Here is a 21,659-nt window from a genome sequence, read left to right on the forward strand (position 1 = left end):
ACGCTAGTCGTCGGATGCCTGCTTCGCGACTCGCTCTTCCAGGCGGAAGCGGGCGATGCGGTTGATCTGCTCGATGGCGGTGCGTCGCTCCTCGGCCGGGTCGTTGGGCAGGCGTGCTTCGAAGGCGGCGAGGATGGCGTGGCGGTCGCTGCCCTTGACGGCCATGACGAAGGGAAAGCCGAACTTCTCCTTGTAGTCAGCGTTGAGGCGCTCGAAGCGGGCCATCTCCGCAGGGGTGCACTGATCGAGACCGGCGCCGGCTTGCTCACGGCTCGAGTCATCGGTGAGCTCGCCGGCAATGGCCGCCTTGCCGGCCAGGTCGGGGTGAGCGCGAATCACCGCGAGCTGGCGCTCGGCCGGGGCTTCGCGCAGCGTGCGCCCCATTGCCTCGGCGAGTCCGTCGGGGGTGTCTTCGGCGGCCGTCAGGCCACGCTCCCAAGTCTCGGCGGCTACCCAGGGAGAGTGCTCGTAGATGTCGCCGAAGCAGCCGACGAAGGCATCGCGGTCGAGCGAGCTGGGACGCGGGGTCAGGGTCAGGTCGTTCATGATCGGCTCCGGATATGGATTTCATGAAATGTATACAGAAAATCTTTGAAATGTACCACGATGCACGCTAAAACTGTTCTTCATAGCATCGCACATGATGCCGGCCGCGTGCCGACATCGCCAAACACGAGGGAGAGACGCATGGGCTACCTGACCACCCACGTTCTGGACACTGCGCAGGGGCGTCCCGGCAAGGGCATTCGCATCGAGGTCCATCGCCTGGAGGGAGAACGCCGCACGCGCCTCAAGGAAGTGGTGACCAACGACGACGGTCGCTGCGATGGCCCCATCCTGGAAGGCGAGGTGTTCACCGTCGGCGAGTACGAGCTGGTGTTCCATGCCGGCGACTACCTCCGCGCCGAGGGTATCGAAGCACCGGAGCCGCGCTTCCTGGACGTCATCCCGCTGCGCTTCGGGGTGGCCGATGCGGATGCGCATTACCATGTGCCGCTGTTGCTGTCACCGTATGGCTATTCCACCTACCGCGGTAGCTAAGCGTTATCCGACACTGGCTGGGCTCGACCGTGCTGCGTTGATGAGCGGCTCGATTTGCGAATTTGCAACGCGTAGCCGCGCGAGCCCCGTTCGTCTTTTCGCCGATTCTTGCCTTGCCTGGCCTTCGTTCGACCACGTCCGAATCAACGCTTCCTATACAACAACCACGTGACGAGACCCCTCAGATGCAAGCCTATCTGCTCGATTTTGCCAACTTCATGCTGCGCTGGCTGCATGTCATCGCGGCCATCGCCTGGATCGGCGAGTCGATCTACTTCGTGATGCTGGACAATAGCCTGCGCACGCCCAAGGCCGCCGAAGACCGCGACAAGGGCGTGTTCGGCGAGATGTGGGCGGTTCACGGTGGCGGCTTCTACCATAATCAGAAGTACGCCACGGCGCCTGCCAAGCTGCCGGAGGACCTGCACTGGTCGTTCTGGAAGGCGTACACCACCTGGCTGTCGGGCTTCGCGCTGTTCGTGATCCTCTACATGGCCAGTCCGGACGTCTATCTGGTCAACCCCAACGCCGACTGGGAGTGGGCCGCCAACCTGAGCGGCTGGCAGGCCAACGTGGTGGCGCTGCTCTTCCTGCTCGGCGGTTGGGTGGTCTACAACGAGCTGTGCAAGCGCATCAGCCCCGACATGACCCGCGACGGCGTGCTGAGCCTGGCAGTGGCAGTGATGATGGTGGTGGTGGCTTACCTCAGTACCCAGATCTTCTCGGGCCGCGCTGCCTTCCTGCTCACCGGGGCGGTGATGGCCACGGCGATGTCGGCCAACGTCTTCTTCTGGATCATTCCCGGCCAGCGTCGCATGGTGGCGGCCATGAAGGCTGGCGAGGTGCCCAATCCGCTGGATGGCAAACGTGGCAAGCAGCGTTCGGTGCACAACACCTATTTCACTCTGCCGGTGGTGCTGTTGATGATCAGCAACCATTACTCCTTTGCCTATTCCCACGACCATGCCTGGGCGATCATGTCCCTGTTCATCTTCGGTGGGGCCTTGATCCGTCAGTTCTTCGTGGTGATGCACGCGGGCAAGATCCAGTCCGCCTATCCGGTGGCCGGTACTGCGCTGATCGCCGTGGCATTCTGGGTGGCCATGCCGAGCGGTGCATCGAGCGGTGGCGCGGGGGAGGCGCCGACCAGCCTGGTCGAGATCGAAGCGATCGTCGAGGATCGTTGCGTTGCCTGCCATTCGAGCAGCCCCACGCAAGAGGGGTTCGGTGCGCCGCCGGCCGGCATCGTGTACGACACGTCCGACCAGATCGTTCAGCAGCAGGACAAGATTCGTGAGGTGGTGGCCAGCGGCTACATGCCGCTCGGCAACATGACGGGCATGACCGACGAAGAGCGGGAGGCCATCGCCGCCTGGTCAGGCTCCCAATGAGGGGCGCCTGCGGGATTCGATTGCGTCTGCCGCTAGCGTATACAATGGCATGTCATCCAGGGCAGCGAGGAGTGGGAACATGAGCCAGCCGGCGGAGCGTGGCGAGCCCGGGAAGGGGCACCCCCGGCGCCTGGGCAAGAACGGCGACGGTGCCGAGCGGCACGAGGCGATCTATCGCTCGATTAGCGATGCCATCATCGAGCACCGGCTGAAGCCCGGCGCGCGCCTGCGCGAAGACGCTCTGGCCGAGGTGTTCGGGGTCAGCCGTACCGGGATTCGCAAGATCCTGCAGCGCCTGGCGCTGGAGCAGTTGGTGACGCTCACGCCGAGGCGCGGTGCCAGCGTCACCCGGCCCACTGCCGACGAAGCCAAGGACGTCTTCGACGCCCGCCAAATGGTGGAGTGCGGGCTAATGCCGGCCGTGGCTCGGCGCATCAGCGATGCGGACCTGGAGGAGCTGCGCGACATGGCCAAGCGCGAGCGCGAGGCGCTGCGCACCGGTGAGCAGAGCACGGCGATCAAGCTATCGGCCGCTTTCCATGAGCGCCTGGCCGGGCTCTCCGGCAACGCCACCCTGGCCGAGTTCGTGGGGCGACTCTGCTCGCGCTCCTCGCTGATTCTGGCGGTCTATGGCAGCCCTGGCCACCTGGGCTGCGAATCCCACGACCACGAGGATTTGATCGCCTACCTGGCGGCCGGCAACGGAGATCGCGCCCAAGCTTTCATGAGCCGCCATCTCAAGGCCATCGAGGCGTCGCTCTCCATCGTCGAGGAAGTCGACGAGGTGCCCGACCTGCACCGCATCTTCGGCCGCTGAGGGCCGGTTTGACGACCTCCGCCACTCGGCGACCCTTCACTCCCCACCGGCCGCGCGCCAGGCGGCAACCAGTGACCGAGCGCGTTCGCCGACCTCGGCGGCGGTGAGGCCCGGGGTGTAGAGGGCGCTGCCTAGGCCGGCGCCGTCGATGCCGCCGGCTCGCCAGTCGGCGAAGTCGTCCGCGCCGATCCCACCGACCGCCAGCAGCATCGTGCCGGGAGGCAACACCGCACGCGTGGCCTTCATGCCCTCGATGCCGATCTGCACCGCCGGGAACAGCTTGAGGCCGGAGGCGCCGGCATCCAGGGCGTCGAAGGCCTCGGAGGGCGTGGCCACGCCGGGCCAGCTCTCCATGCCCAGCCGTCGGGTCTCCTCGATCACCGCCGGGCGGCAGTTGGGGGAGACGATCAGGCGTGCGCCGGCGGCGAAGGCGTCGCGTGCCTGGGCTGGGGTCAGCACGGTGCCGGCACCGATCAGGGCTCGGTCGCCCAGCGCCTCGGCGAGACGGCCAATGCTCCGCAGCGGGTCGGGGGAGTTGAGGGGTACTTCGATGCGCTCGATGCCGGCGGCCAGCACCGCTTCGCCGACGTCGACGGCCTCGCCGGGAGAGATGCCGCGCAGTATGCCGATCAGAGGAAGGGTCATGGGTCAGGGCTCCAGGTGGCGTCAGGTGGCGAGATGTTCGTGGTTCAGAGCGGCGTGGGCCAGCCGCAGACCGTCGACGGTGGCGGCTTCGCCGTCGATACGGCGGCCGTCGATGCCCAGTGTTTCCAGGGCCAAGGCGTAGCGCGTGCACAGTGACTCGGTGCCGATCAGCGTGACGGGCTCGCCGTGGGCCAAGTCGGTGCGGACGCCGGCCAGTTCCAGGCCGATCACCAGGCCCGAGAGGCGTGCTGCCAGCCGTGCGCCGCGTGCGTCGCCGGCGGGTAGGTCGCTGTCCAGCAGGTCCTGGGCGCGCAGTCCGAACAGCCGGGTGCCCAGGGCTTCGGGTGATTCGGTCGACTCCTGCACCGCCGTCACGAAGGTCTGGCGGCAGCCGGGCTCGGCCAGGTCGTCCAGGCCGATGGAGTGCTTGAGCACCGATCGCTCGGCGAGCAACCGATAGAGCTCCCCGGTGAGGAAGGTGGCGAAGCGCGTGACGGCGCCGTCCTCGAGGCGGGCCCACTTGGCATGGGTGCCGGGCAGGCAGACGAGCCCGGAAACCGTGGGCTCATGGACAGCCAGGCCGGCGAGCTGGGTTTCCTCGCCGCGCATGACGTCGAATCGGCGGCCGACATCATCGGACCGCTGGCAGAGTCCCGGCAGCAGGGTGACGTCGAGTCGCGGGTCCTCGACGGTGGGGCCGACCGCCCCCGAGGCCAGACCGTCCAGCCGTGTCGGTACCGGCAGGTAGGCGGCCTCCCGCCAGCCCTGGCGGGCGCCGGCCATGCCGCAGACCCGCACGGCGATGCGCCCGTTCGCGGGCAGCCAGTCGCCGATGGCCGTCAGCAGAGCGGCCTCGTAGTCCGCCGGCGCCAGCGAGAGCATGCCGCGGTCGGATGTGGCGCGGGCCAGCACCCGGCCCTCCTTCGTCAGGGCCCAGGCACGCAGGTTGCTCGAACCCCAGTCGACGGCGACCCAGCCGAGTCGCTCGGCAATCGGTAGCATGTCGTTCACCATTCGGCGATGGAGCCGTCCTCGTGGGTCCATACCGGGTTGCGCCAGCGATGCCCCACTCTGGCGCGCTCCTCGACGAAGGCTTCGTCGATCTCCACCCCGAGCCCGGGGCCCTGGGGGATGGCGCAGAAGCCGTCCACGATGGCCAGCGCCGTCTTGTCGACCAGGTAGTCGAGCACGTCGTTGTCGCGGTTGTAATGGATGCCCATGCTTTGTTCCTGGATGAAGGCGTTGTGGCACACCGCGTCGAGCTGCAGCGAGGCGGCCAGCGTCAGCGGGCCGAGCGGGCAGTGCGGGGCCAGCGCCACGTCGTGGGCAGAGGCCAGGGCGGCGATCTTCAAGCCCTCGCTGATGCCGCCGCAGTGGGAGAGGTCGGGCTGGATGATGTCGATCATGCCGTCGGCGAGCAGGTCGCGGAACGCGAAGCGGCTATGCAGCCGTTCGCCGGTGGCCAGGGGGTAGCCCAGGCCGCCGGCGATTTGTCCCAGGCAGGGCAGGTGCTCCGGCGCCACCGGTTCCTCGACGAACATCGGGTGGAAGGGTTCCAACTCGCGAAGCAGCGCCTTGGCCATGGGGCGATGCACCCGGCCGTGGAAGTCGATTCCGATGCCGACGTCGGGGCCCACGGCATGGCGGGCTTCCGCCACGCGCGCCACCGCTTCGTCGACCTTGCGGTGGCTGTCGACGATCTGCAGCTCCGGAGTCGCGTTCATCTTGAAGGCCGTGAAACCCTGCTCCACCAGGGCCTTGGCGCCGGCACCCACGTCGCTGGGGCGATCGCCGCCGGTCCAGGCGTACATGCGCATTCGGTCGCGCACTGCGCCGCCCAGGAGCTGGTGCACCGGTACGCCCAGGTCGCGTCCCTTGAGATCCCACAGTGCCTGGTCGATGCCGGCGATGGCGCTCATCAGGATCGGCCCGTCGCGGTAGAAGCCGGCGCGGTACAGGGTGTTCCACAGGTGCTCGATGCGGTGCGGATCCTGACCGACCAGGTAATCGGCGAGTTCATGGACGGCTGCCTCAACGGTGGCGGCGCGACCCTCGACGACCGGCTCGCCCCAGCCGAAACAGCCCGCGTCGGTCTCGATCTTGAGGAACAGCCAGCGCGGCGGGACCTGCCAGGTCTTGAGTCGGGTGATCTTCATGGTGTCTCCCTCCGGTTCAGCTCTCGGGCTCGGTCGCCGAGGCGATGACGGGGTGGGTGTCGGTGACGATGCCCAAGTCGATGGCGGTGCGCCGCAGCACCTCTCGGGCGGCACGTTCGGCGGCGTCCGGGGCATGACGACGGATGGCCTCCAGCACTCGGCCATGGCGCGTCAGGCTGTCGTCCAGCCCGTCGTGAAACCGATGGACCTGGGCCTGGGAACCCTGGATCAGGGCGATGATCGAGGGGCGCAGCAGGTGGCCCATCTGACGCCATACCAGGTTGTGGCTGGCGCGGTAGATGGCGTCGTGGAAAGCCACGTCGTACTCCACGTGCTGGTTTCGGGCCTCGGGCGAGGCGGCGGTGCGGGTCATGCCGTGGAAGGCGGCCTCCAGGCGTTCGAGGTCCGCCTCCTCGGCGGCCTGCGCGGCAAGGCGGGCGAGTACCGGCTCGGCCGAGTAGCGGAAGGCGAAAATCTCGCGCACCAGCTTGGGGTCGAGGCTCTCGATGCCGGTCATCCAGTCACTGATCAACGGGTCGAGCAGGTGCCACTCGGAGACCTCGCGCACCCGGCTGCCACGCCCGGCGGTGCGCTCGATCAGGCCGGTGGCGGTGAGGCTGGCCAGCGCATTGCGCACCTGATTGCGGCTCACCGCGAAGTGGGTACAGAGATCCAGCTCCCGCGGGAAGGCGTCGCCGGGCTGCCAGCGGCCGGCCAGCAGCGCCCGGGCCAGCAGCCGGGCCAGCGCCTCGGCGCCGCCGCGATGATGGGGAAGGCCATCCAGGGACATGGCTAAGCGGTCCTGAGCGTGATGTCGTGGTTAGCCTATTAAATGTCTGACATTTTGGCAAGCCCGGCACGAAGACCCCGGGCATCGGCCCGGGGTCGCATCGCAGGCGGTTGGAGGTGGGGTCAACCGGCGGCGGCGGCCGGTGCGGCCTGGTGGCGCATCAGGCCATAGTAGAAGAGCCCGCCGAGCGCGGCACCCAGCATCCAGCCGTAGCCGTTCAGGTCGGAGAGGGCCGGGACCAGCACCGTGGACAGCGAGAAGACCGCGGCGACGCCGAAGGCGAGCAGGGCCCGGGTGTTCCAGCCGTGGCTGTAGTAGTAGGTGCCGCCCGGCTCGGACGAGAACAGCTGCTGCATGTCCAGTTCCTGGCGCTTGATCAGGTAGTAGTCGACCACGATGATGCCGTAGAAGGGGGCGACCACCGCGCCAAGCGCATTGACGAAGCCCGGCACACCGATCCGGCTGATCACCGAGATCCATAGCGCCCCGACGAAGAAGGCGATCACGGCGGTGATCAGCCCGCCCACCTTGAAGCTGATCCGGCTGGGGAAGAGGTTGGCGAGGTCATAGGCCGGTGGAATGAAGTTGGCCACCAGGTTGATGCCCACGGTGGCGGCGAAGAAAGTCAGGGCGGCGACGATGGTCAGCGGCAGCGAGTCGACCCGCTCGACGATGTCCGACGGATTGGTCAGCGCCTCGCCGAACAGCACCAGGGTGCCGGCCGTGATGATCAGGGCGATGAAGGAGAAGAAGGCCACGTTGAGCGGAAGACCCAAGAGGTTACCCCGCTTCATCTGGCGCTCGGTCTTCACGAAGCGAGTGAAGTCCCCGAAGTTGATCACCACCGCGGCGAAGTAAGCGACCATGGTGCCGACGATGGCCAGGAAGGCGTTGACCGGGTTGGTGCCGCCGTCTCCCGCCTCGCCACTGAAGATGGTGTCCACCGCTGGCAGCAGCTCGCCACCGGCCTGGAACCAGACGATGGCCATCAGCACCAGCATGACGGCATAGACCAGGGGACCGGCCCAGTTGAGGAAGTGCTTGATGCGTTCGATCCCCTGCCAGAAGATCGCGATCTGGAAGACCCAGACGATCACGAACGACAGCCAGGCGACCCCGGTGAGGCCCAGGAAAGTGGCGCCTTCGCCGCCGCCGACCAGGGCGGTGATCAGCAGCGTTACCGCAGTGGAGGCGAAGTAGGTCTGCACCCCGTACCAGAAGATGCCCACGATGGCGCGCAGCATGGCCGGCAGGTTGGCCCCGCGCACGCCCATGCTGGCGCGCACCATCACCGGGAAGGGTATGCCGTACCGGACGCTGGGTTTACCGGTCAGATTGACCAGGACCATGACGATTATCCCGGCCAGGATGATCGCTGCCATCACCGCCCAGCCGTTGAGGCCGTAGCTGAGGAACAGCGAGGCGGCCAGGGTATAGCCGAACAGGCTCTGGATGTCGTTGGACCAGACGTTGAATATCTCGAAGGCGCCCCAGTTGCGGTCCTTGGGCTTCAGCGGTGCCAGGTCCTCGTTGTACAGCGTCGAGTCGGTCGTCTGGATGTCCAGTTCGCTCACTTTCATGGTCGTCACTCTTGTCGTTGTATGGAACGGACGCTACCCGCCGTCCGGTGGGACGGCGGGCCTGGATCACTGGCAGAAGCGCTGGCAGGGTGCCCAATGCTTCATCAGCAGGTAGTAGGTGAGGCCGGCCGGGATCAGGCTCGCGTACCAGGAGACGGCGGAAAAGGCGAGGGCGGCGACGATGCCCACGCCGGTGGCGATCACCGCGGCGAGATTGACGCCCTGGTAGGGGCCGGTGGCGTCGTAGAGCTTGTCGAGATCCAGGGTGCGGCGGCGGATCACGTAGTAGTCGACCACCAGCACGGCGAAGATCGGGCCGAGGAAGGCGGAGTAGGTCTGCACGAAGAGCTGCAGGCCCGCTGCGGATTCCGGCTGCACCAGCTTCCAGGGGAAGGTGGCGAAGGCCAGCAGACCGACGATCACGGTAGCGACCGGATACTTCATCTTGAAAACGTCCATCAGCACGTAGGTCGGTGGCACCACGTTGTTGAGCACGTTGGTGGTCACCTGGGCGAAAGCGATGAACAGCAGGGTGGTCATCAGCAGCGGCGTGTTGTCCACGGCGTTGGCGAACACCTGGATCGGATCCGCGGTGCCGGTGGCCTCGGAGACCATGAAGCCGATCAACCCCATGAACAGCGTGCAGGGCAGGATCGACATGGCGTAGATGGTGGTCAGCAGTCCCGGCCCGGTGCCGTGCTTGTGCTCGCGGGAGTAGTCGCTGACGTTGAGCATCATGGTGCTGTAGATGCCCAGGAAGAGCATGGTGGCGCCCCAGAACGGCATGCCCCAGGAGCCTTCCATGGTCAGCAGGCTCGCCGAGAGTTCGTCGCCGTAGCGCTGCACCGTGGCGTAGAACATGTAGACCAGCGAGGCGAGGATGAAAGCGCTGCCGATGTTCTCCAGCCACTTGATGCCCTGGAAACCAGTCACCGAGAGACCGATCTGCAGCAGTTGGAACCCCATGAAGTAGAACACCAGATTGTCGAAGCCGAACAGGGTGGCGGAGACCATGTTCAAGGCGCCGGCGCCGATCCAGCTCTGGAAGCCATACCAGACGATGGCCGGCACGGCACGCACCAGCCCTGGAATGCGCGTGCCGGCGAAACCGAAGGCGCTGCGCGCCTGGACCATGAAGGGGATGCCGTATTTGTAGCCGGCGGCGCCGTTGACGGCGAGCGCGATGCCGATGACGAAACAGCCGATGGCGATGGCCAGGGTGGCCTGGATCAGGTTCAGCGTGCCCACCACGCTGGAGCCCATGGCGAAGGTGCCGATGGACACGCAGCCGCCGAACCAGGCCAGGAAGTAGGAGGAGCGCCCCATGATGCGGGTTTGCTGGGGCGCAAGGCTTTCGTCGCCGGGTGCCTTGGTGATGCCGGCCGAGCCGGCAGCGTGAGCGGCCGGCTCGGCGGCCGTGTCATGGGTAGTGGGTGTGGTCATGTCGGAGACCTCGCACGTCGTTGCTGGATGTTGTGGTTATGCGCCGAAGCTGGGCTTCGGTTGCTGGTGCGGCGTGGCGTGTTCGCGGGTCGGTTGTGGTTGTCGTGGCAGGGCGCCGGACGGCGCGCTGAGGTCGTGCAAACGTCGTCAGCGGAGTGCCGACGAGTTGGCATAGCGTTCGAAATGGCCGGTGAAGGTCTTGGGACGGGGAAAGGCCAAATCGCCGTGCTTGCTGGTGCCTAGCCCCAGGCCGACTAGCGCCTCGGCCAGCTTGATGGCAGCGGTGACGCCTTCCACCACGGGCAGGCCCACGGCTTCGCTGATTTCGCCGGTCAGTTTCGCCATGCCGCCGCAGCCGAGGACGATGGCGCCGATGCCGTCCTCGTCTCGGGCGCGGCGGCTCTCGTCGATGATGCGTCCGAGGGCGGCGTCGCCGCTCTCCTCCAGATCGAGCACCGGGATCTCCGCGGCACGTACCCGCCGACAGTGGTGGGTGAAGCCGTATTGCGCCAGCAGGTGCTCGGCGATGATGCCGGTACGCCCCAGGGTGGTGACGATGGAGAAGCGGGTGCTGATCAGGGTCGCCATGTGGAAGGCCGCCTCGGCGATGCCGATCACCGGCGCGCGGGTCAGTTCGCGTGCGGCCAGCAGCCCCGGGTCACCGAAGCAGGCGATCACGTAGGCGTCCGTTTCCTCGCGCTCGCCCTCGATGATCTCATCGATCACTCCCACTGCTGCGACCGCTTCGTCGAAGTGGCTCTCGATGGACGCTGGGCCGCTGTCCGGCTGAGTGGCGATGATCCGTGTGCCGGGGGCGGCGATGCTCTGAGCGGCCTCTCCCATGGCTGCGGTCATGGCGTGAGTGGTGTTGGGATTGATGACCCGAATTCGCATGGCAAGGGCTCTCGGTTCTTTGTGGACAAGGATTCGATGGTTTTGTACACAAAGATAGAGTGCCGACCTCTGGAGTGCAAGGACGTTTTTGCAGGGCTTCGTCATCAGTTTTTTGACAAATGAAAACAGTGGGTTGGAGTTCTAGCGAGCGCTTGCCGAATGGAGCTCTCTTCGCGTGCTGCAACTGCCGGACCGGCGCGTGCGGCCAACCGTGCCGTGACGTCAGGCCGGTCGGGTGATGGCTGGGTGGGGCGGGAACATCGGCAGGTCTTGCAATGCATCGGGAGGCGGCATAGCGTGTATTGTATACACGAGCTGTCGTGTCGCTTCCCGAGAGCGGCACGAGTCAACAACAATCTGGATCGTCGCCATGTCGTCTTCTTCGCCCGTCTTTCCCGTTCCCAGTGACTATCCCCGCGACCTGATCGGCTACGGCCGTACGCCACCCCATGCCAACTGGCCCGGCAATGCCCGCATCGCCGTGCAGTTCGTGCTCAACTACGAGGAGGGGGGCGAGAACTGCGTGCTGCACGGTGATGCCGGCTCCGAGCAGTTCCTCTCCGAGATCATCGGCGCGCCGGCCTTTCCCGACCGTCACTTGAGCATGGAGTCGATCTACGAGTACGGCTCGCGGGCGGGGGTGTGGCGCATCCTGCGCGAATTCGAGCGCCGCGGCCTGCCGCTCACCGTGTTCGGCGTGGCCATGGCGCTGGAGCGCCACCCCGAGGTGGCCCATGCCTTCAAGGAACTGGGCCATGAGGTCGCCTGCCACGGCTATCGCTGGATCCACTATCAGGAGGTCCCGGAGGCGGTCGAGCGCGAGCATTTGCAGAAGGCCATGGCGATCTTCCAGCGCCTCTACGGCGAGAAGCCGCTGGGTTGGTACACCGGCCGCGACAGCCCCAACACTCGCCGACTGGTGCTCGACGAGGGCGGCTTCCTCTACGACAGCGACTACTACGGCGACGACCTGCCGTTCTGGACGCGCGCGACGGACAGCCAGGGCCGGGCACACGACCACCTGATCGTGCCTTATACCCTGGACAGCAACGACATGCGCTTCGCCGCACCGCAGGGCTTCAATACCGCCGAGCACTTCTTCACTTACCTGCGCGATGCCTTCGACGTGCTCTATGAAGAGGGTGAGGAGACGCCCAAGATGCTCTCGGTGGGCATGCACTGCCGCCTGCTCGGTCGCCCCGGCCGTTTCCGCGCCCTGCAGCGCTTCCTCGACCACATCGAGGCGCACGACCGGGTTTGGGTGGCGCGGCGCGTCGATATCGCGCGGCACTGGGTGGAGCATCACCCGGCGCCTGGACGTTGAATGCTAGCTTTATCGTAGCCGGACGTCTCGTTCGAGGCTGATCCGGCGACAGGTCTACGAGGGGGCGCTGTGAACCCTTCCCTGGGCGCTACCGATGCCCTGCTTCGCTCTCGCGTCCTGCTCCGCTTGCAGGACCGGTGCTGGCCATCCATGGCCAGCCCGTTCGAAGCAGTGCTTCTCACCCATGGCATCGGACCCCCTCTGCGACCTTGTCCCCCGGCGCCTCTCGCTTGGGTGGCATAGTCGGCCTCGAGAGCGGTGAGCCGCTCGATTCAAAGCACGTGACTTTTCCGGTCTTCATTTTTCTGCCAGGACATATCATGAGCCAACGCACCTACTACGCCCCCCACGGCGGCCACCCGCCCCAGACTCAGCTGCTCTCCGACCGGGCGGTGTTCACCGAGGCCTACGCCGTCATCCCCAAGGGGGTGATGCGCGACATCGTCACCAGCAACCTGCCGTTCTGGGAGAACACTCGGCTGTGGGTGCTGGCGCGCCCGCTCTCCGGCTTCGCCGAGACCTTCTCCCAGTACATCATGGAGGTCGGCCCCGATGGCGGCAGCGAACGCCCCGAGCTCGATTCCGCTGCCGAGGGCGTGCTTTTCGTGGTGGAAGGCGAGATGACCCTGACCGTCGGCGGCGAGCGCCACCGCATGGTGCCTGGCGGCTACGCCTTCCTGCCGCCGGGCAGCGACTGGCAGCTGCGCAACGAGTCCGGAGCCCCGGTGCGCTTCCACTGGGTGCGCAAGGCCTACGAGTTCGTCGAGGGCATCGCGGTGCCGGAAGCGTTCGTGGTCAACGAGAATGACATCGCCCCCAACGAGATGCCGGACACCGAGGGGCGCTGGGCCACCACGCGCTTCGTCGACCCGGAAGACGTGCGTCACGACATGCACGTCAACATCGTCACCTTCCAGCCGGGGGCAGTGATTCCCTTCGACGAGACTCATGTCATGGAGCACGGCCTCTACGTGCTGGAAGGGAAGGCGGTCTACCACCTGAACCAGGACTGGGTCGAGGTCGAGGCCGGCGATTTCATGTGGCTGCGCGCCTTCTGCCCCCAGGCCTGCTACGCCGGCGGCCCGGGGCCGTTCCGTTATTTGCTGTACAAGGACGTGAACCGCCACGCGGCGCTGCGCTTGGGTGCTCGCTGAGACGTGGGAGGCTTGCAGTAGCTTCGCCGCTCGAGGCTGATCCGGCGACAGGGTTTCGAGGGGGGCGCTATGAACCCCTCCCTGGGCGCTACCGATGCCCTGCTTCGCTCTCGCGTCCTGCTCCGCTTGCAGGACCGGTGCTGGCCATCCATGGCCAGCCCGTTCGAAGCAGTGCTTCTCACCCATGGCATCGGACCCCCTCTCCACCCTGTCCCCGGCGCCTCTCGCTCGGATGGCTGCATCGCTCCGCCATCCAAGGTTTCAATAAGGCCTGGGAAATGGAGTCTATATGTTGGAACTCAAAGCCGCGCCGCTGACGCCGGAGGCCTTCGCTCCCTTCGGCGACGTCATCGACACGCGTACCGCCGACTATTTTCACATCAACGCCGGACGTACCCGGCGCTACCACGACCTGGCCAGGGTCGAGACCCTGGGCGAAGAGGCTCGCACGCTGATCAGCATCTTCGTCAGCCGGCCGGTGACGCTGCCCCTGGAACTCGACTTCCTCGAGCGTCATCCGCTGGGCAGCCAGGCCTTCATGCCGCTGCACGAGGAGCGCTTCGTGATCGTTGTCGCGCCACCGGGCGACAGCATCGACCCGAGCGAGGTGCGCGCCTTCGTCACCGATGGCCGCCAGGGGGTCAACTACCGCACCGGGACCTGGCACGCCATTCAGTCGGTGCTGGAGCGCGAGGGCGAGTTCCTGGTCGTCGACCGCGGCGGCGAGGGCCATAACTGTGACGAGCATCCACTCGCGGTCCGCGTGACCCTGGAGTGACCCCGCGAGAGGATTTCCTCTGAACTTCATTCGATGCCCAGGCAGTTGATAGAGCCTGGGTTTTTTGCGGCTCTTCAATAATGTGAAAATATTTTCCATAAAAAATTGACAGCCAGGCAGTGGCTGTCTAGCTTCGTATATAGAAAGGATTCAGAAATAATTTCCACAAACTGGTTCCCCATAACAACACCACTCACGGGAGGATCCGTCATGGCTCGCATGACCGCTGCCGAAGCTGCCGTTCACGTGCTGCGCAAGGAAGGCATCGATGTCGCCTTCGGCGTGCCCGGCGCCGCCATCAACCCCTTCTATGCCGCGTTGCGAAAGCTCGGTGGCATCGACCATGTCCTGGCACGCCACGTCGAGGGCGCCTCGCACATGGCCGAGGGCTATACCCGTACCCAGGCCGGCAACATCGGGGTGTGCATCGGCACCTCCGGCCCTGCCGGTACCGACATGATCACCGGGCTCTACTCGGCCAGCGCCGATTCCATTCCCATCCTGTGCATCACCGGTCAGGCGCCGCGCGCCAGGTTGCACAAGGAAGACTTCCAGGCGGTGGACATCCAGGCCATCGCGGGCCCGGTGACCAAGTGGGCGATCACCGTGCTCGAGCCCGCACAGGTGCCGCGCGCCTTCCAGCACGCCTTCCAACTGATGCGTTCCTCGCGGCCGGGCCCGGTGCTGATCGACTTGCCCATCGACGTGCAGATGAGCGAGATCGAGTTCGACCCCGACACCTACGATCCACTGCCCGTCTACAAGCCGGCCGCCAGCCGTGCCCAGGCGGAAAAGGCCATTGCCATGCTTCAGGCGGCCGAGCGGCCGCTGATCGTCGCCGGGGGCGGCATCATCAACGCCGACGCCAGCGACCTGCTGGTCGCGTTCGCCGAGCTCACCGGCGTGCCGGTGATCCCCACCCTGATGGGCTGGGGCAGCATTCCCGACGACCATCCGCTGATGGCCGGCATGGTGGGGCTGCAGACCGCACACCGCTACGGCAATGCCACGTTGCTGGAATCCGACTTCGTGATGGGCATCGGCAACCGCTGGGCCAACCGCCATACGGGCAGCCTCGAGACCTATACCAAGGGACGCACCTTCGTGCACGTGGACATCGAGCCGACCCAGATCGGGCGCATCTTCGGGCCGGACTACGGCATCGTCTCCGACGCCAAGGCGGCACTCGAGCTCTTCCTCGAGGTGGCCCACGAGTGGCAAGCCGAAGGCAAACTCAAGGATCGCAGTGCCTGGGCCGAGGCCTGCCAGGAGCGCAAGCGGACCCTGCTGCGCAAGACTCACTTCGACGAGGTGCCGGTCAAGCCACAGCGGGTTTACGAGGAGATGAACAAGGCTTTCGGCAGGAATACTCGCTACGTCAGCACCATCGGCCTGTCGCAGATCGCCGGGGCCCAGTTCCTGCACGTCTACAAGCCGCGCCACTGGATCAACTGCGGCCAGGCCGGACCGCTGGGCTGGACCATCCCCGCGGCGCTGGGCGTACGGCGGGCCGACCCGAACGCCGAGATCGTCGCCCTGTCCGGCGACTACGACTTCCAGTTCATGGTCGAGGAGCTGGCGGCGGGGGCGCAGTTCAAGCTGCCCTGGATCCACGTCCTGGTGAACAACGCCTACCTGGGGCTGATCCGCCAGGCTCAGCGCGGCTTCGACATGGATTACCAGGTGCAACTCTCCTTCGAGAACGTCAACTGCTCGGCGATCGACGAGTACGGCGTCGACCACGTCTCCGTGGTGGAAGGTCTGGGCTGCAAGGCGCTACGCGTCACGCGGCCGGAGGACATTGGCCCGGCCTTCGAGCAGGCGCGGTCGCTGATGGCCGAGTATCGGGTGCCGGTGGTGGTCGAGATCATCCTCGAGCGGGTGACCGACATCGCCATGGGCACCGACCTGGACGGCATCAACGAGTTCGAGGCGCTGGCCGAGAACCAGCAAGACGCGCCGACCTCGATCGCTGCCCTCGTCTGACATTTGCACCAAGCCCCGTTACATGTTTAGCGACCCAAAGGAGTTCGAGATGCCCAAGTTCGCCGCCAACCTCAGCATGCTGTTCACCGAGGTGGACTTCCTCGATCGCTTCGCGGCCGCCGCCAAGGCCGGCTTCAAAGGCGTCGAGTACCTCTTCCCCTACGACTATCCGGCCGCCGACATCAAGGCCCGGCTCGACGAACACGGCCTGACCCAGGTGCTGTTCAATCTGCCGGCTGGCGACTGGGGCGCCGGCGAGCGCGGCATCGCCTGCCACCCGGATCGCGTGGCGGAGTTCTGCACCGGCGTCGACCGCGCCATCGACTACGCCAAGGTGCTGGGCAACACCCAGGTCAACTGCCTGGCCGGCATCCAGCCCGCCGGCGTCGGCGCCGCCGAGGCCCGCCGCACGCTGGCCGACAACCTGCGCTATGCTGCCGACAGGCTCGAGACAGCGGGCATTCTGCTGGTTGCCGAGCCGATCAATACTCGCGACATCCCCGGTTTCTTCCTCAATCGCACCGAGCAGGCCCTGGCGATCTTCGACGAGGTAGGCAGCGCCAACCTCAAGCTGCAGTACGACATCTATCATATGCAGATCATGGAGGGCGATCTGGCGCCGACCATCGAGAAGCACCTGGATCGCATCGCCCACGTGCAACTGGCCGACAACCCGGGGCGCCACGAGCCGGGCACCGGCGAGATCAACTACCCGTTCCTGTTTGCCCACCTCGACCGGTTGGGCTACGACGGCTGGGTCGGCTGCGAGTACAAGCCGGCGGCGACAACGAAGGAAGGCCTGGGCTGGCTGGATAGCGTTCGCTGAGAGGAGCGGAAGGCATTTGGCCCGATGAGCTGTCCCGGCGGCAAGTCTGTGCGAGGGCGCTGTGAACCCATCCCTGGGCGCTACATTTGCCATCCATGGCAAATGACCCTCGCTGCGACTTGCCCCCGGCGCTCATCTCCCAAGCCGGTGGAAAACGTGCCTTAGTACAGAAAGCATAAAGACAAGCTGAAAGGAGAAGCATCATGAGCAAGATCGGATTCATTGGCCTGGGCATCATGGGCCGCCCCATGGCGGGCCATCTGCTGGACGCCGGGCACGAGCTCGTTACCGTCGAGCGCAGCAAGCCGCTGGCCAGCGAACTGGCCGACAAGGGCATGCAGACGCTCGTCCATCCCAAGGCCGTGGCCGAGCAGGCCGAAGTGGTCATCACCATGGTGCCGGATACCCCGGACGTGGAGCAGGTGCTGTTCGGCGAGAACGGCGTCATCGAGGGCCTGCAGCCGGACACCCTGGTGATCGACATGAGCTCCATCGCGCCCGTGCCGACCCGCGAATTCGCCAGGCGCATCGTCGAGGCCGGCGGCGAGTACGTCGATGCGCCGGTTTCCGGCGGCGAGGGCGGCGCCATCAACGCGGCCCTCACCATCATGGTGGGAGCCACCGACCAAGGCTTCGAGCGTGCCCGCCCGATTCTCGAAGTGATGGGTAAGACGATCACTCACATCGGCGGCCACGGCGACGGCCAGACCTGCAAGGTGGCCAACCAGATCGTGGTGGCGCTGACCATCGAGGCGGTGGCCGAAGGGCTGCTGTTCGCCTCCAAGGCCGGCGCCGACGTGGCCAAGGTGCGCGAGTCGCTGCTCGGCGGTCTGGCCCAGTCGAAGATTCTCGACGTGCACGGCGCGCGCATGATCCAGCGCACCTTCGACCCGGGCTTCAAGATCAAGCTGCATCAGAAGGACCTCAACCTGGCGCTGGAAGGGGCGCGCAGCCTCGATCTGGCGCTGCCCGGTACCGCCAACGCCCAGCAGCTGTTCCAGGCCTGCGCGGCCCACGGCGGCGCCGACTGGGATCATTCCGGCATCCTGCGTGCGCTGGAAGGGCTGGCCAACCACGAGGTGGAAGGGTAGGCGCTGGACTTGCCAGTGCCGAACCGTCCATCATCGGACTTCCCGGCCATTCGCAAGGAGTGTTTCCCCGATGAGCGAACTTCCTTCCCTGCCGGAACTGGAGCCCACGGCGGACGTCGCTGCCTGGCTTCGCCAGTTGGCCGACGTGGCGGTGGCCGCGGTGCACCCCGAGACTCTGGTGGCCGACCAGTTGCCCGATCCGCCGCCAGGGCGCACCGTGGTGGTCGGGGCCGGCAAGGCGGCAGCGGCCATGGCCGCCGCGCTGGAGCGCGCCTGGCAGACACGCTGCCCCGAAGCGCCGCTCGAAGGCCTGGTCGTCACCCGCTATGGCCATGGGGAGACGTGTCGGCGCATCGAAGTGCTGGAGGCCTCGCATCCCATGCCCGACGACCTGGGCGAGAAGGCCGCGCGGCGGATGCTCGAGGCCGTCGGGAGCCTCTCCAAGGATGACCGCGTGATCGCGCTGATCTCCGGCGGCGGCTCGGCGCTGATGACGCTGCCGGCGCCGGGAATCTCCCTGGCCGACAAGCAGGCGCTGAACCGCGAGCTGCTGCGCTGCGGGGCGCCGATTCGCGACATCAACACCGTGCGCCGCCACCTCTCGGCCATCAAGGGCGGGCGACTCGCCGCGGCGGCCCACCCCGCCCAGGTGATCACCTGGCTGATCTCCGACGTGCCGGGCGACGAGCCCTCGCTGGTCGCTTCCGGACCGACGCTGCCCGATGCCACCACGCCAGCGGATGCCCTGGCGGTGCTCGAACGCTACGCCATCGCGGTACCCGAGGCGGTGCGTCGCCACCTGAGCGGCGATCATGCGGCGCCGGCACCCACGGATGCCGCATTCGCCCGTGACGAGACGGTGCTGCTCGCCCGCGCCGCCGATGCGCTCGAGGCGGCACGCCGCGCCGCCGAGGCCGCCGGCGTAACGGTGCGCGTGCTGGGCGACGACCTGGAAGGCGAGGCCCGCGAGCTGGGGCGTGAGCAGGGGCGCCAGGCGCTTGCCGCTCAGTCGGAAATCCGCAGGCCGCTGCTGCTGGTCTCCGGCGGCGAGACCAGCGTCACCGTGGCCGGTGATGGGCGCGGAGGGCGTAACGTGGAGTACCTGCTGGGCCTCTTCGATGCGTTGCAGGGAGCGCCGGGCATCCATGCGCTGGCCATCGACACCGACGGCATCGACGGTTCGGAGGACAATGCCGGAGCGTTGTTCTCTCCGCCGGACTTCCAGCGAGCCCGCGAGCTGGGTCTCGATCCGCTCGATTTCCTGTCGCGCAACGATGCCTATACTTTCTTTCAGGCGTTGGGCAGGTTGATCGCCACCGGCCCGACCCGTACCAACGTCAACGACTTTCGTGCCATTCTGCTGTTACCGAGGACACCATGAACCATCCCCCCCACGCCCCCATCCACGAGCCCATTCGTCGTACCAAGATCGTTGCCACCCTGGGACCGGCCAGCGACCGCGAGGGCGTTCTGGAAGCGATGATTCGCACCGGTGTCGACGTGGTGCGCCTCAACTTCTCCCACGGCTCCGCCGACGATCATCGCCGACGCTTGACCCAGGTGCGCGAGATCGCCGCTCGACTCGGCCGCAGCGTCGCTGCCCTGGGGGACCTGCAGGGCCCCAAGATCCGCATCGCCCGCTTCCGCGACGGGCCCATCGAGCTGGAAGAAGGCCAGCCCTTCATCCTCGACATGGCACTGGGCAGCGAGGACGGCGATGCCGAACGAGTGGGCTGCGACTACCAGCAGCTGATCGACGACGTCAGTGCCGGCGACCGTCTGCTGCTCGACGACGGCCGGGTGGTGCTGGATGTGACCCGAGTGGCGGGGCGTGAAATCCATACCACCGTGACGGTGGGCGGCACGCTCTCCAACAACAAGGGCATCAACAAGCAGGGTGGCGGGCTTTCCGCTCCGGCGCTCACCGACAAGGATCGTGCCGATCTCGCCACTGCCATGGATATCGGTGTCGACTACCTGGCGGTATCGTTCCCTCGCAGCGCGGCGGACATGCAGGAGGCGCGCCGTCTGCTCGGCGAAGCGGGAGAAGACATCGGCCTGGTGGCCAAACTCGAGCGCGCCGAGGCGGTGGCCGATGAGGCCACCCTCGACGCCATCATCCAGGCCAGCGAGGCGGTGATGGTGGCGCGCGGCGACCTGGGCGTGGAGATCGGCGATGAGGCGCTGATCGGCACCCAGAAGCGCATCATCAAGCGTGCCCGCACGCTCAACCGGGCGGTGATCACCGCCACCCAGATGATGGAGTCGATGATCGAATCGCCCCTGCCCACTCGCGCCGAAGTGTTCGATGTCGCCAACGCCGTGCTCGACGGTACCGATGCGGTGATGCTCTCCGCCGAGACCGCAGCCGGCGACTTTCCGGTGGAGACGATCGAGGCCATGGATCGCGTTTGCCTGGGCGCCGAGCGCGAGCGCATTGCCCAGGAGTCCGGCCATCGCATCCACGAGGGCTTTTCGCAGATCGACGAGACCATCGCGCTTTCCGCCATGTACGCCGCCAACCATCTGGAAGGGGTGGCGGCCATCGCCTGCATGACCGCCTCCGGGTACACGCCGCTGATCGCCTCGCGGATTCGCTCGGGGCTGCCCATCGTCGGCCTGGCGCACAGCGCCATCGCCCAGCGGCGCATGGCACTCTACCGTGGCGTGGTATCGCTGCCCTTCGACACCAGCGAGATGACCGCCGACGAACTCAACGACCAGGCGCTGGCGCGGCTGGTGGCGCACGGCATCGCCGAGCCGGGCGATCATGTCATCCTCACCCGCGGCGATCACATGAACGCCCATGGCGGCACCAATACCCTGAAGATTCTCGACATTGGCGAGCAGCATCGCGTGAATTGATTTTTGTATACAATAAGGTGGCAAGGTGTGGCCAGCTGTCGAGAAACCTGCCAAGCTGTGCGCGTTCGTGACAGAGCGGGAGAACCCCCATCATGAGTCGTGCCTGGCAGGAGGACGCAGCGGCCGCCAGCCGCGCGGGTCGGGATCGTCGGAGCGCCGACCGAATCATCGTCGAGCAGGTGCGTCAGGCGGTGTTGGCTCAGCGCTTGCCGCCGGGTACCCGCCTACCCGAAACCACCCTCGGCGAAGTCTTCGGCGTCAGTCGCTCGGTGGTGCGCAAGGCGCTGACTCGGCTGGCCGCGGAGCACGTGGTCAGTCAGCGGCCCAATCAGGTGGCCCGCGTGCGGGCGCCGAGCGTCGCCGAGACGCGCGATACGTTCGCGGCACGCCGTCTGGTCGAGGGCGAGGTCGTCGCGCTGCTGGCCGGCCGGCTCGATGCCGAAGCGTTGAACACCCTCGAGGCTCGCGTGTCGCACGAAGCCGAGGCCTATGCGGCGAGCGACGAGACGGCGCGCATCGAGCACTCCCTGGCCATCCATCACCTGTTGGCCGAGCGCTCCCCCAACCGCGTGCTGGGCACGATGTTGACCGACCTGATCCTGCGCACCTCCATCGTCATCGCCCTTTACAAGCACCCGCGGGTGGCCAGCTGCTACCTGCCCGATGACCATCCGGCACTGCTTGCCCACCTACGCAACGGCGAGGCCGAGGCAGCGCGGCAGGGCATCCATGGGCACCTGCACGCTCTGGAGGAACGGCTCGAGCTGGGCAGCCGCGATGCCAGCCCCGACCTGATGTCGATTTTCGCACGCCACGCCGCCGTGTAATCGGCTTTACGCCTTGCGTCTGCTGCTCGACAATGCGTCATCTTCTTCTCT

At 66.5% G+C, this 21,659-nt stretch carries 20 protein-coding genes; 12 read left to right on the forward strand and 8 right to left on the reverse strand.

Annotated elements, in window-relative coordinates; translation table 11 throughout:
- Positions 1 to 3: 3 nt before the first annotated feature.
- Positions 4 to 546, reverse strand: coding sequence for a 2-oxo-4-hydroxy-4-carboxy-5-ureidoimidazoline decarboxylase (uraD, locus tag BLP96_RS10130; protein ID WP_089685738.1), 543 nt, complete (start codon positions 544 to 546; stop codon positions 4 to 6).
- Positions 547 to 687: 141 nt separating this feature from the next.
- Here uraD and uraH point away from each other — a divergent pair, with 141 nt between their 5' ends.
- The 3 genes from uraH (at position 688) to BLP96_RS10145 (ending at position 3,249) form a co-directional block, all read left to right on the forward strand.
- On the forward strand, positions 688 to 1,041 hold the full coding sequence (uraH, locus tag BLP96_RS10135) for a hydroxyisourate hydrolase (protein ID WP_089685741.1): 354 nt from the start codon (positions 688 to 690) through the stop codon (positions 1,039 to 1,041).
- Between the two features lie 185 nt (positions 1,042 to 1,226).
- Positions 1,227 to 2,432, forward strand: a complete 1,206-nt coding sequence (locus tag BLP96_RS10140) for a urate hydroxylase PuuD (protein ID WP_089685743.1) — start codon at positions 1,227 to 1,229, stop codon at positions 2,430 to 2,432.
- Positions 2,433 to 2,511: 79 nt separating this feature from the next.
- A complete protein-coding gene (locus BLP96_RS10145) occupies positions 2,512 to 3,249 on the forward strand; it encodes a GntR family transcriptional regulator (protein ID WP_089685745.1) in 738 nt (245 codons plus the stop codon).
- Between the two features lie 36 nt (positions 3,250 to 3,285).
- Here BLP96_RS10145 and BLP96_RS10150 read toward each other — a convergent pair whose 3' ends face one another.
- The 7 genes from BLP96_RS10150 to BLP96_RS10180 form a co-directional block, all read right to left on the reverse strand.
- Positions 3,286 to 3,894 (reverse strand): 2-dehydro-3-deoxy-6-phosphogalactonate aldolase, encoded by a 609-nt coding sequence (locus tag BLP96_RS10150; RefSeq protein WP_089685747.1) that lies wholly within the window; start codon positions 3,892 to 3,894, stop codon positions 3,286 to 3,288.
- 21 nt (positions 3,895 to 3,915) lie between these two features.
- Positions 3,916 to 4,896: a 2-dehydro-3-deoxygalactonokinase gene (locus tag BLP96_RS10155; protein WP_245682219.1), complete on the reverse strand. Its 981-nt coding sequence runs from the start codon at positions 4,894 to 4,896 to the stop codon at positions 3,916 to 3,918.
- Between the two features lie 5 nt (positions 4,897 to 4,901).
- The gene (gene dgoD / locus BLP96_RS10160; protein WP_089685752.1) at positions 4,902 to 6,050 is read right to left on the reverse strand and encodes a galactonate dehydratase; all 1,149 of its coding nucleotides are present in this window, start codon (positions 6,048 to 6,050) and stop codon (positions 4,902 to 4,904) included.
- 16 nt (positions 6,051 to 6,066) lie between these two features.
- Positions 6,067 to 6,840 carry a FadR/GntR family transcriptional regulator gene (locus BLP96_RS10165; RefSeq protein ID WP_089685754.1) on the reverse strand — a complete coding sequence of 258 codons (774 nt, stop codon included), beginning with the start codon at positions 6,838 to 6,840 and terminating at the stop codon, positions 6,067 to 6,069.
- Positions 6,841 to 6,962: 122 nt separating this feature from the next.
- Positions 6,963 to 8,420 (reverse strand): NCS1 family nucleobase:cation symporter-1, encoded by a 1,458-nt coding sequence (locus tag BLP96_RS10170; protein WP_089685756.1) that lies wholly within the window; start codon positions 8,418 to 8,420, stop codon positions 6,963 to 6,965.
- Between the two features lie 66 nt (positions 8,421 to 8,486).
- Positions 8,487 to 9,863: an NCS1 family transporter gene (locus tag BLP96_RS10175; protein ID WP_245682220.1), complete on the reverse strand. Its 1,377-nt coding sequence runs from the start codon at positions 9,861 to 9,863 to the stop codon at positions 8,487 to 8,489.
- 147 nt (positions 9,864 to 10,010) lie between these two features.
- On the reverse strand, positions 10,011 to 10,757 hold the full coding sequence (locus BLP96_RS10180; protein ID WP_089685758.1) for an aspartate/glutamate racemase family protein: 747 nt from the start codon (positions 10,755 to 10,757) through the stop codon (positions 10,011 to 10,013).
- Between the two features lie 370 nt (positions 10,758 to 11,127).
- On the opposite strand from BLP96_RS10180, the gene puuE reads away from it, so the two are divergent.
- The 9 genes from puuE (at position 11,128) to BLP96_RS10225 (ending at position 21,608) form a co-directional block, all read left to right on the forward strand.
- Positions 11,128 to 12,081 (forward strand): allantoinase PuuE, encoded by a 954-nt coding sequence (gene puuE / locus BLP96_RS10185; protein WP_089685760.1) that lies wholly within the window; start codon positions 11,128 to 11,130, stop codon positions 12,079 to 12,081.
- Between the two features lie 320 nt (positions 12,082 to 12,401).
- Positions 12,402 to 13,235, forward strand: a complete 834-nt coding sequence (locus BLP96_RS10190) for a bifunctional allantoicase/(S)-ureidoglycine aminohydrolase (RefSeq protein WP_089685762.1) — start codon at positions 12,402 to 12,404, stop codon at positions 13,233 to 13,235.
- Between the two features lie 289 nt (positions 13,236 to 13,524).
- Positions 13,525 to 14,013, forward strand: a complete 489-nt coding sequence (locus BLP96_RS10195; protein WP_089685764.1) for an ureidoglycolate lyase — start codon at positions 13,525 to 13,527, stop codon at positions 14,011 to 14,013.
- A 210-nt stretch (positions 14,014 to 14,223) separates the two neighbouring features.
- The gene (gene gcl / locus BLP96_RS10200) at positions 14,224 to 15,999 is read left to right on the forward strand and encodes a glyoxylate carboligase (protein ID WP_089685766.1); all 1,776 of its coding nucleotides are present in this window, start codon (positions 14,224 to 14,226) and stop codon (positions 15,997 to 15,999) included.
- A gap of 49 nt (positions 16,000 to 16,048) precedes the next feature.
- Positions 16,049 to 16,825 carry a hydroxypyruvate isomerase gene (gene hyi, locus BLP96_RS10205; RefSeq protein WP_089685767.1) on the forward strand — a complete coding sequence of 259 codons (777 nt, stop codon included), beginning with the start codon at positions 16,049 to 16,051 and terminating at the stop codon, positions 16,823 to 16,825.
- 203 nt (positions 16,826 to 17,028) lie between these two features.
- Entirely contained in the window at positions 17,029 to 17,916 is an 888-nt protein-coding gene (locus BLP96_RS10210) for a 2-hydroxy-3-oxopropionate reductase (RefSeq protein WP_089685770.1), read from the forward strand.
- A 70-nt stretch (positions 17,917 to 17,986) separates the two neighbouring features.
- Entirely contained in the window at positions 17,987 to 19,297 is a 1,311-nt protein-coding gene (locus BLP96_RS10215; RefSeq protein ID WP_089685772.1) for a glycerate kinase type-2 family protein, read from the forward strand.
- Positions 19,294 to 20,781, forward strand: a complete 1,488-nt coding sequence (pyk, locus tag BLP96_RS10220) for a pyruvate kinase (protein WP_089685773.1) — start codon at positions 19,294 to 19,296, stop codon at positions 20,779 to 20,781. The genes BLP96_RS10215 and pyk overlap by 4 nt, the downstream gene beginning before the upstream one ends.
- Before the next feature lie 92 nt (positions 20,782 to 20,873).
- Positions 20,874 to 21,608, forward strand: a complete 735-nt coding sequence (locus BLP96_RS10225) for a GntR family transcriptional regulator (protein WP_089685775.1) — start codon at positions 20,874 to 20,876, stop codon at positions 21,606 to 21,608.
- Positions 21,609 to 21,659 lie beyond the last annotated feature (51 nt).

Source organism: Billgrantia gudaonensis, assembly GCF_900100195.1.
In the GTDB taxonomy this organism is placed as follows: Bacteria; Pseudomonadota; Gammaproteobacteria; order Pseudomonadales; family Halomonadaceae; genus Halomonas; species Halomonas gudaonensis.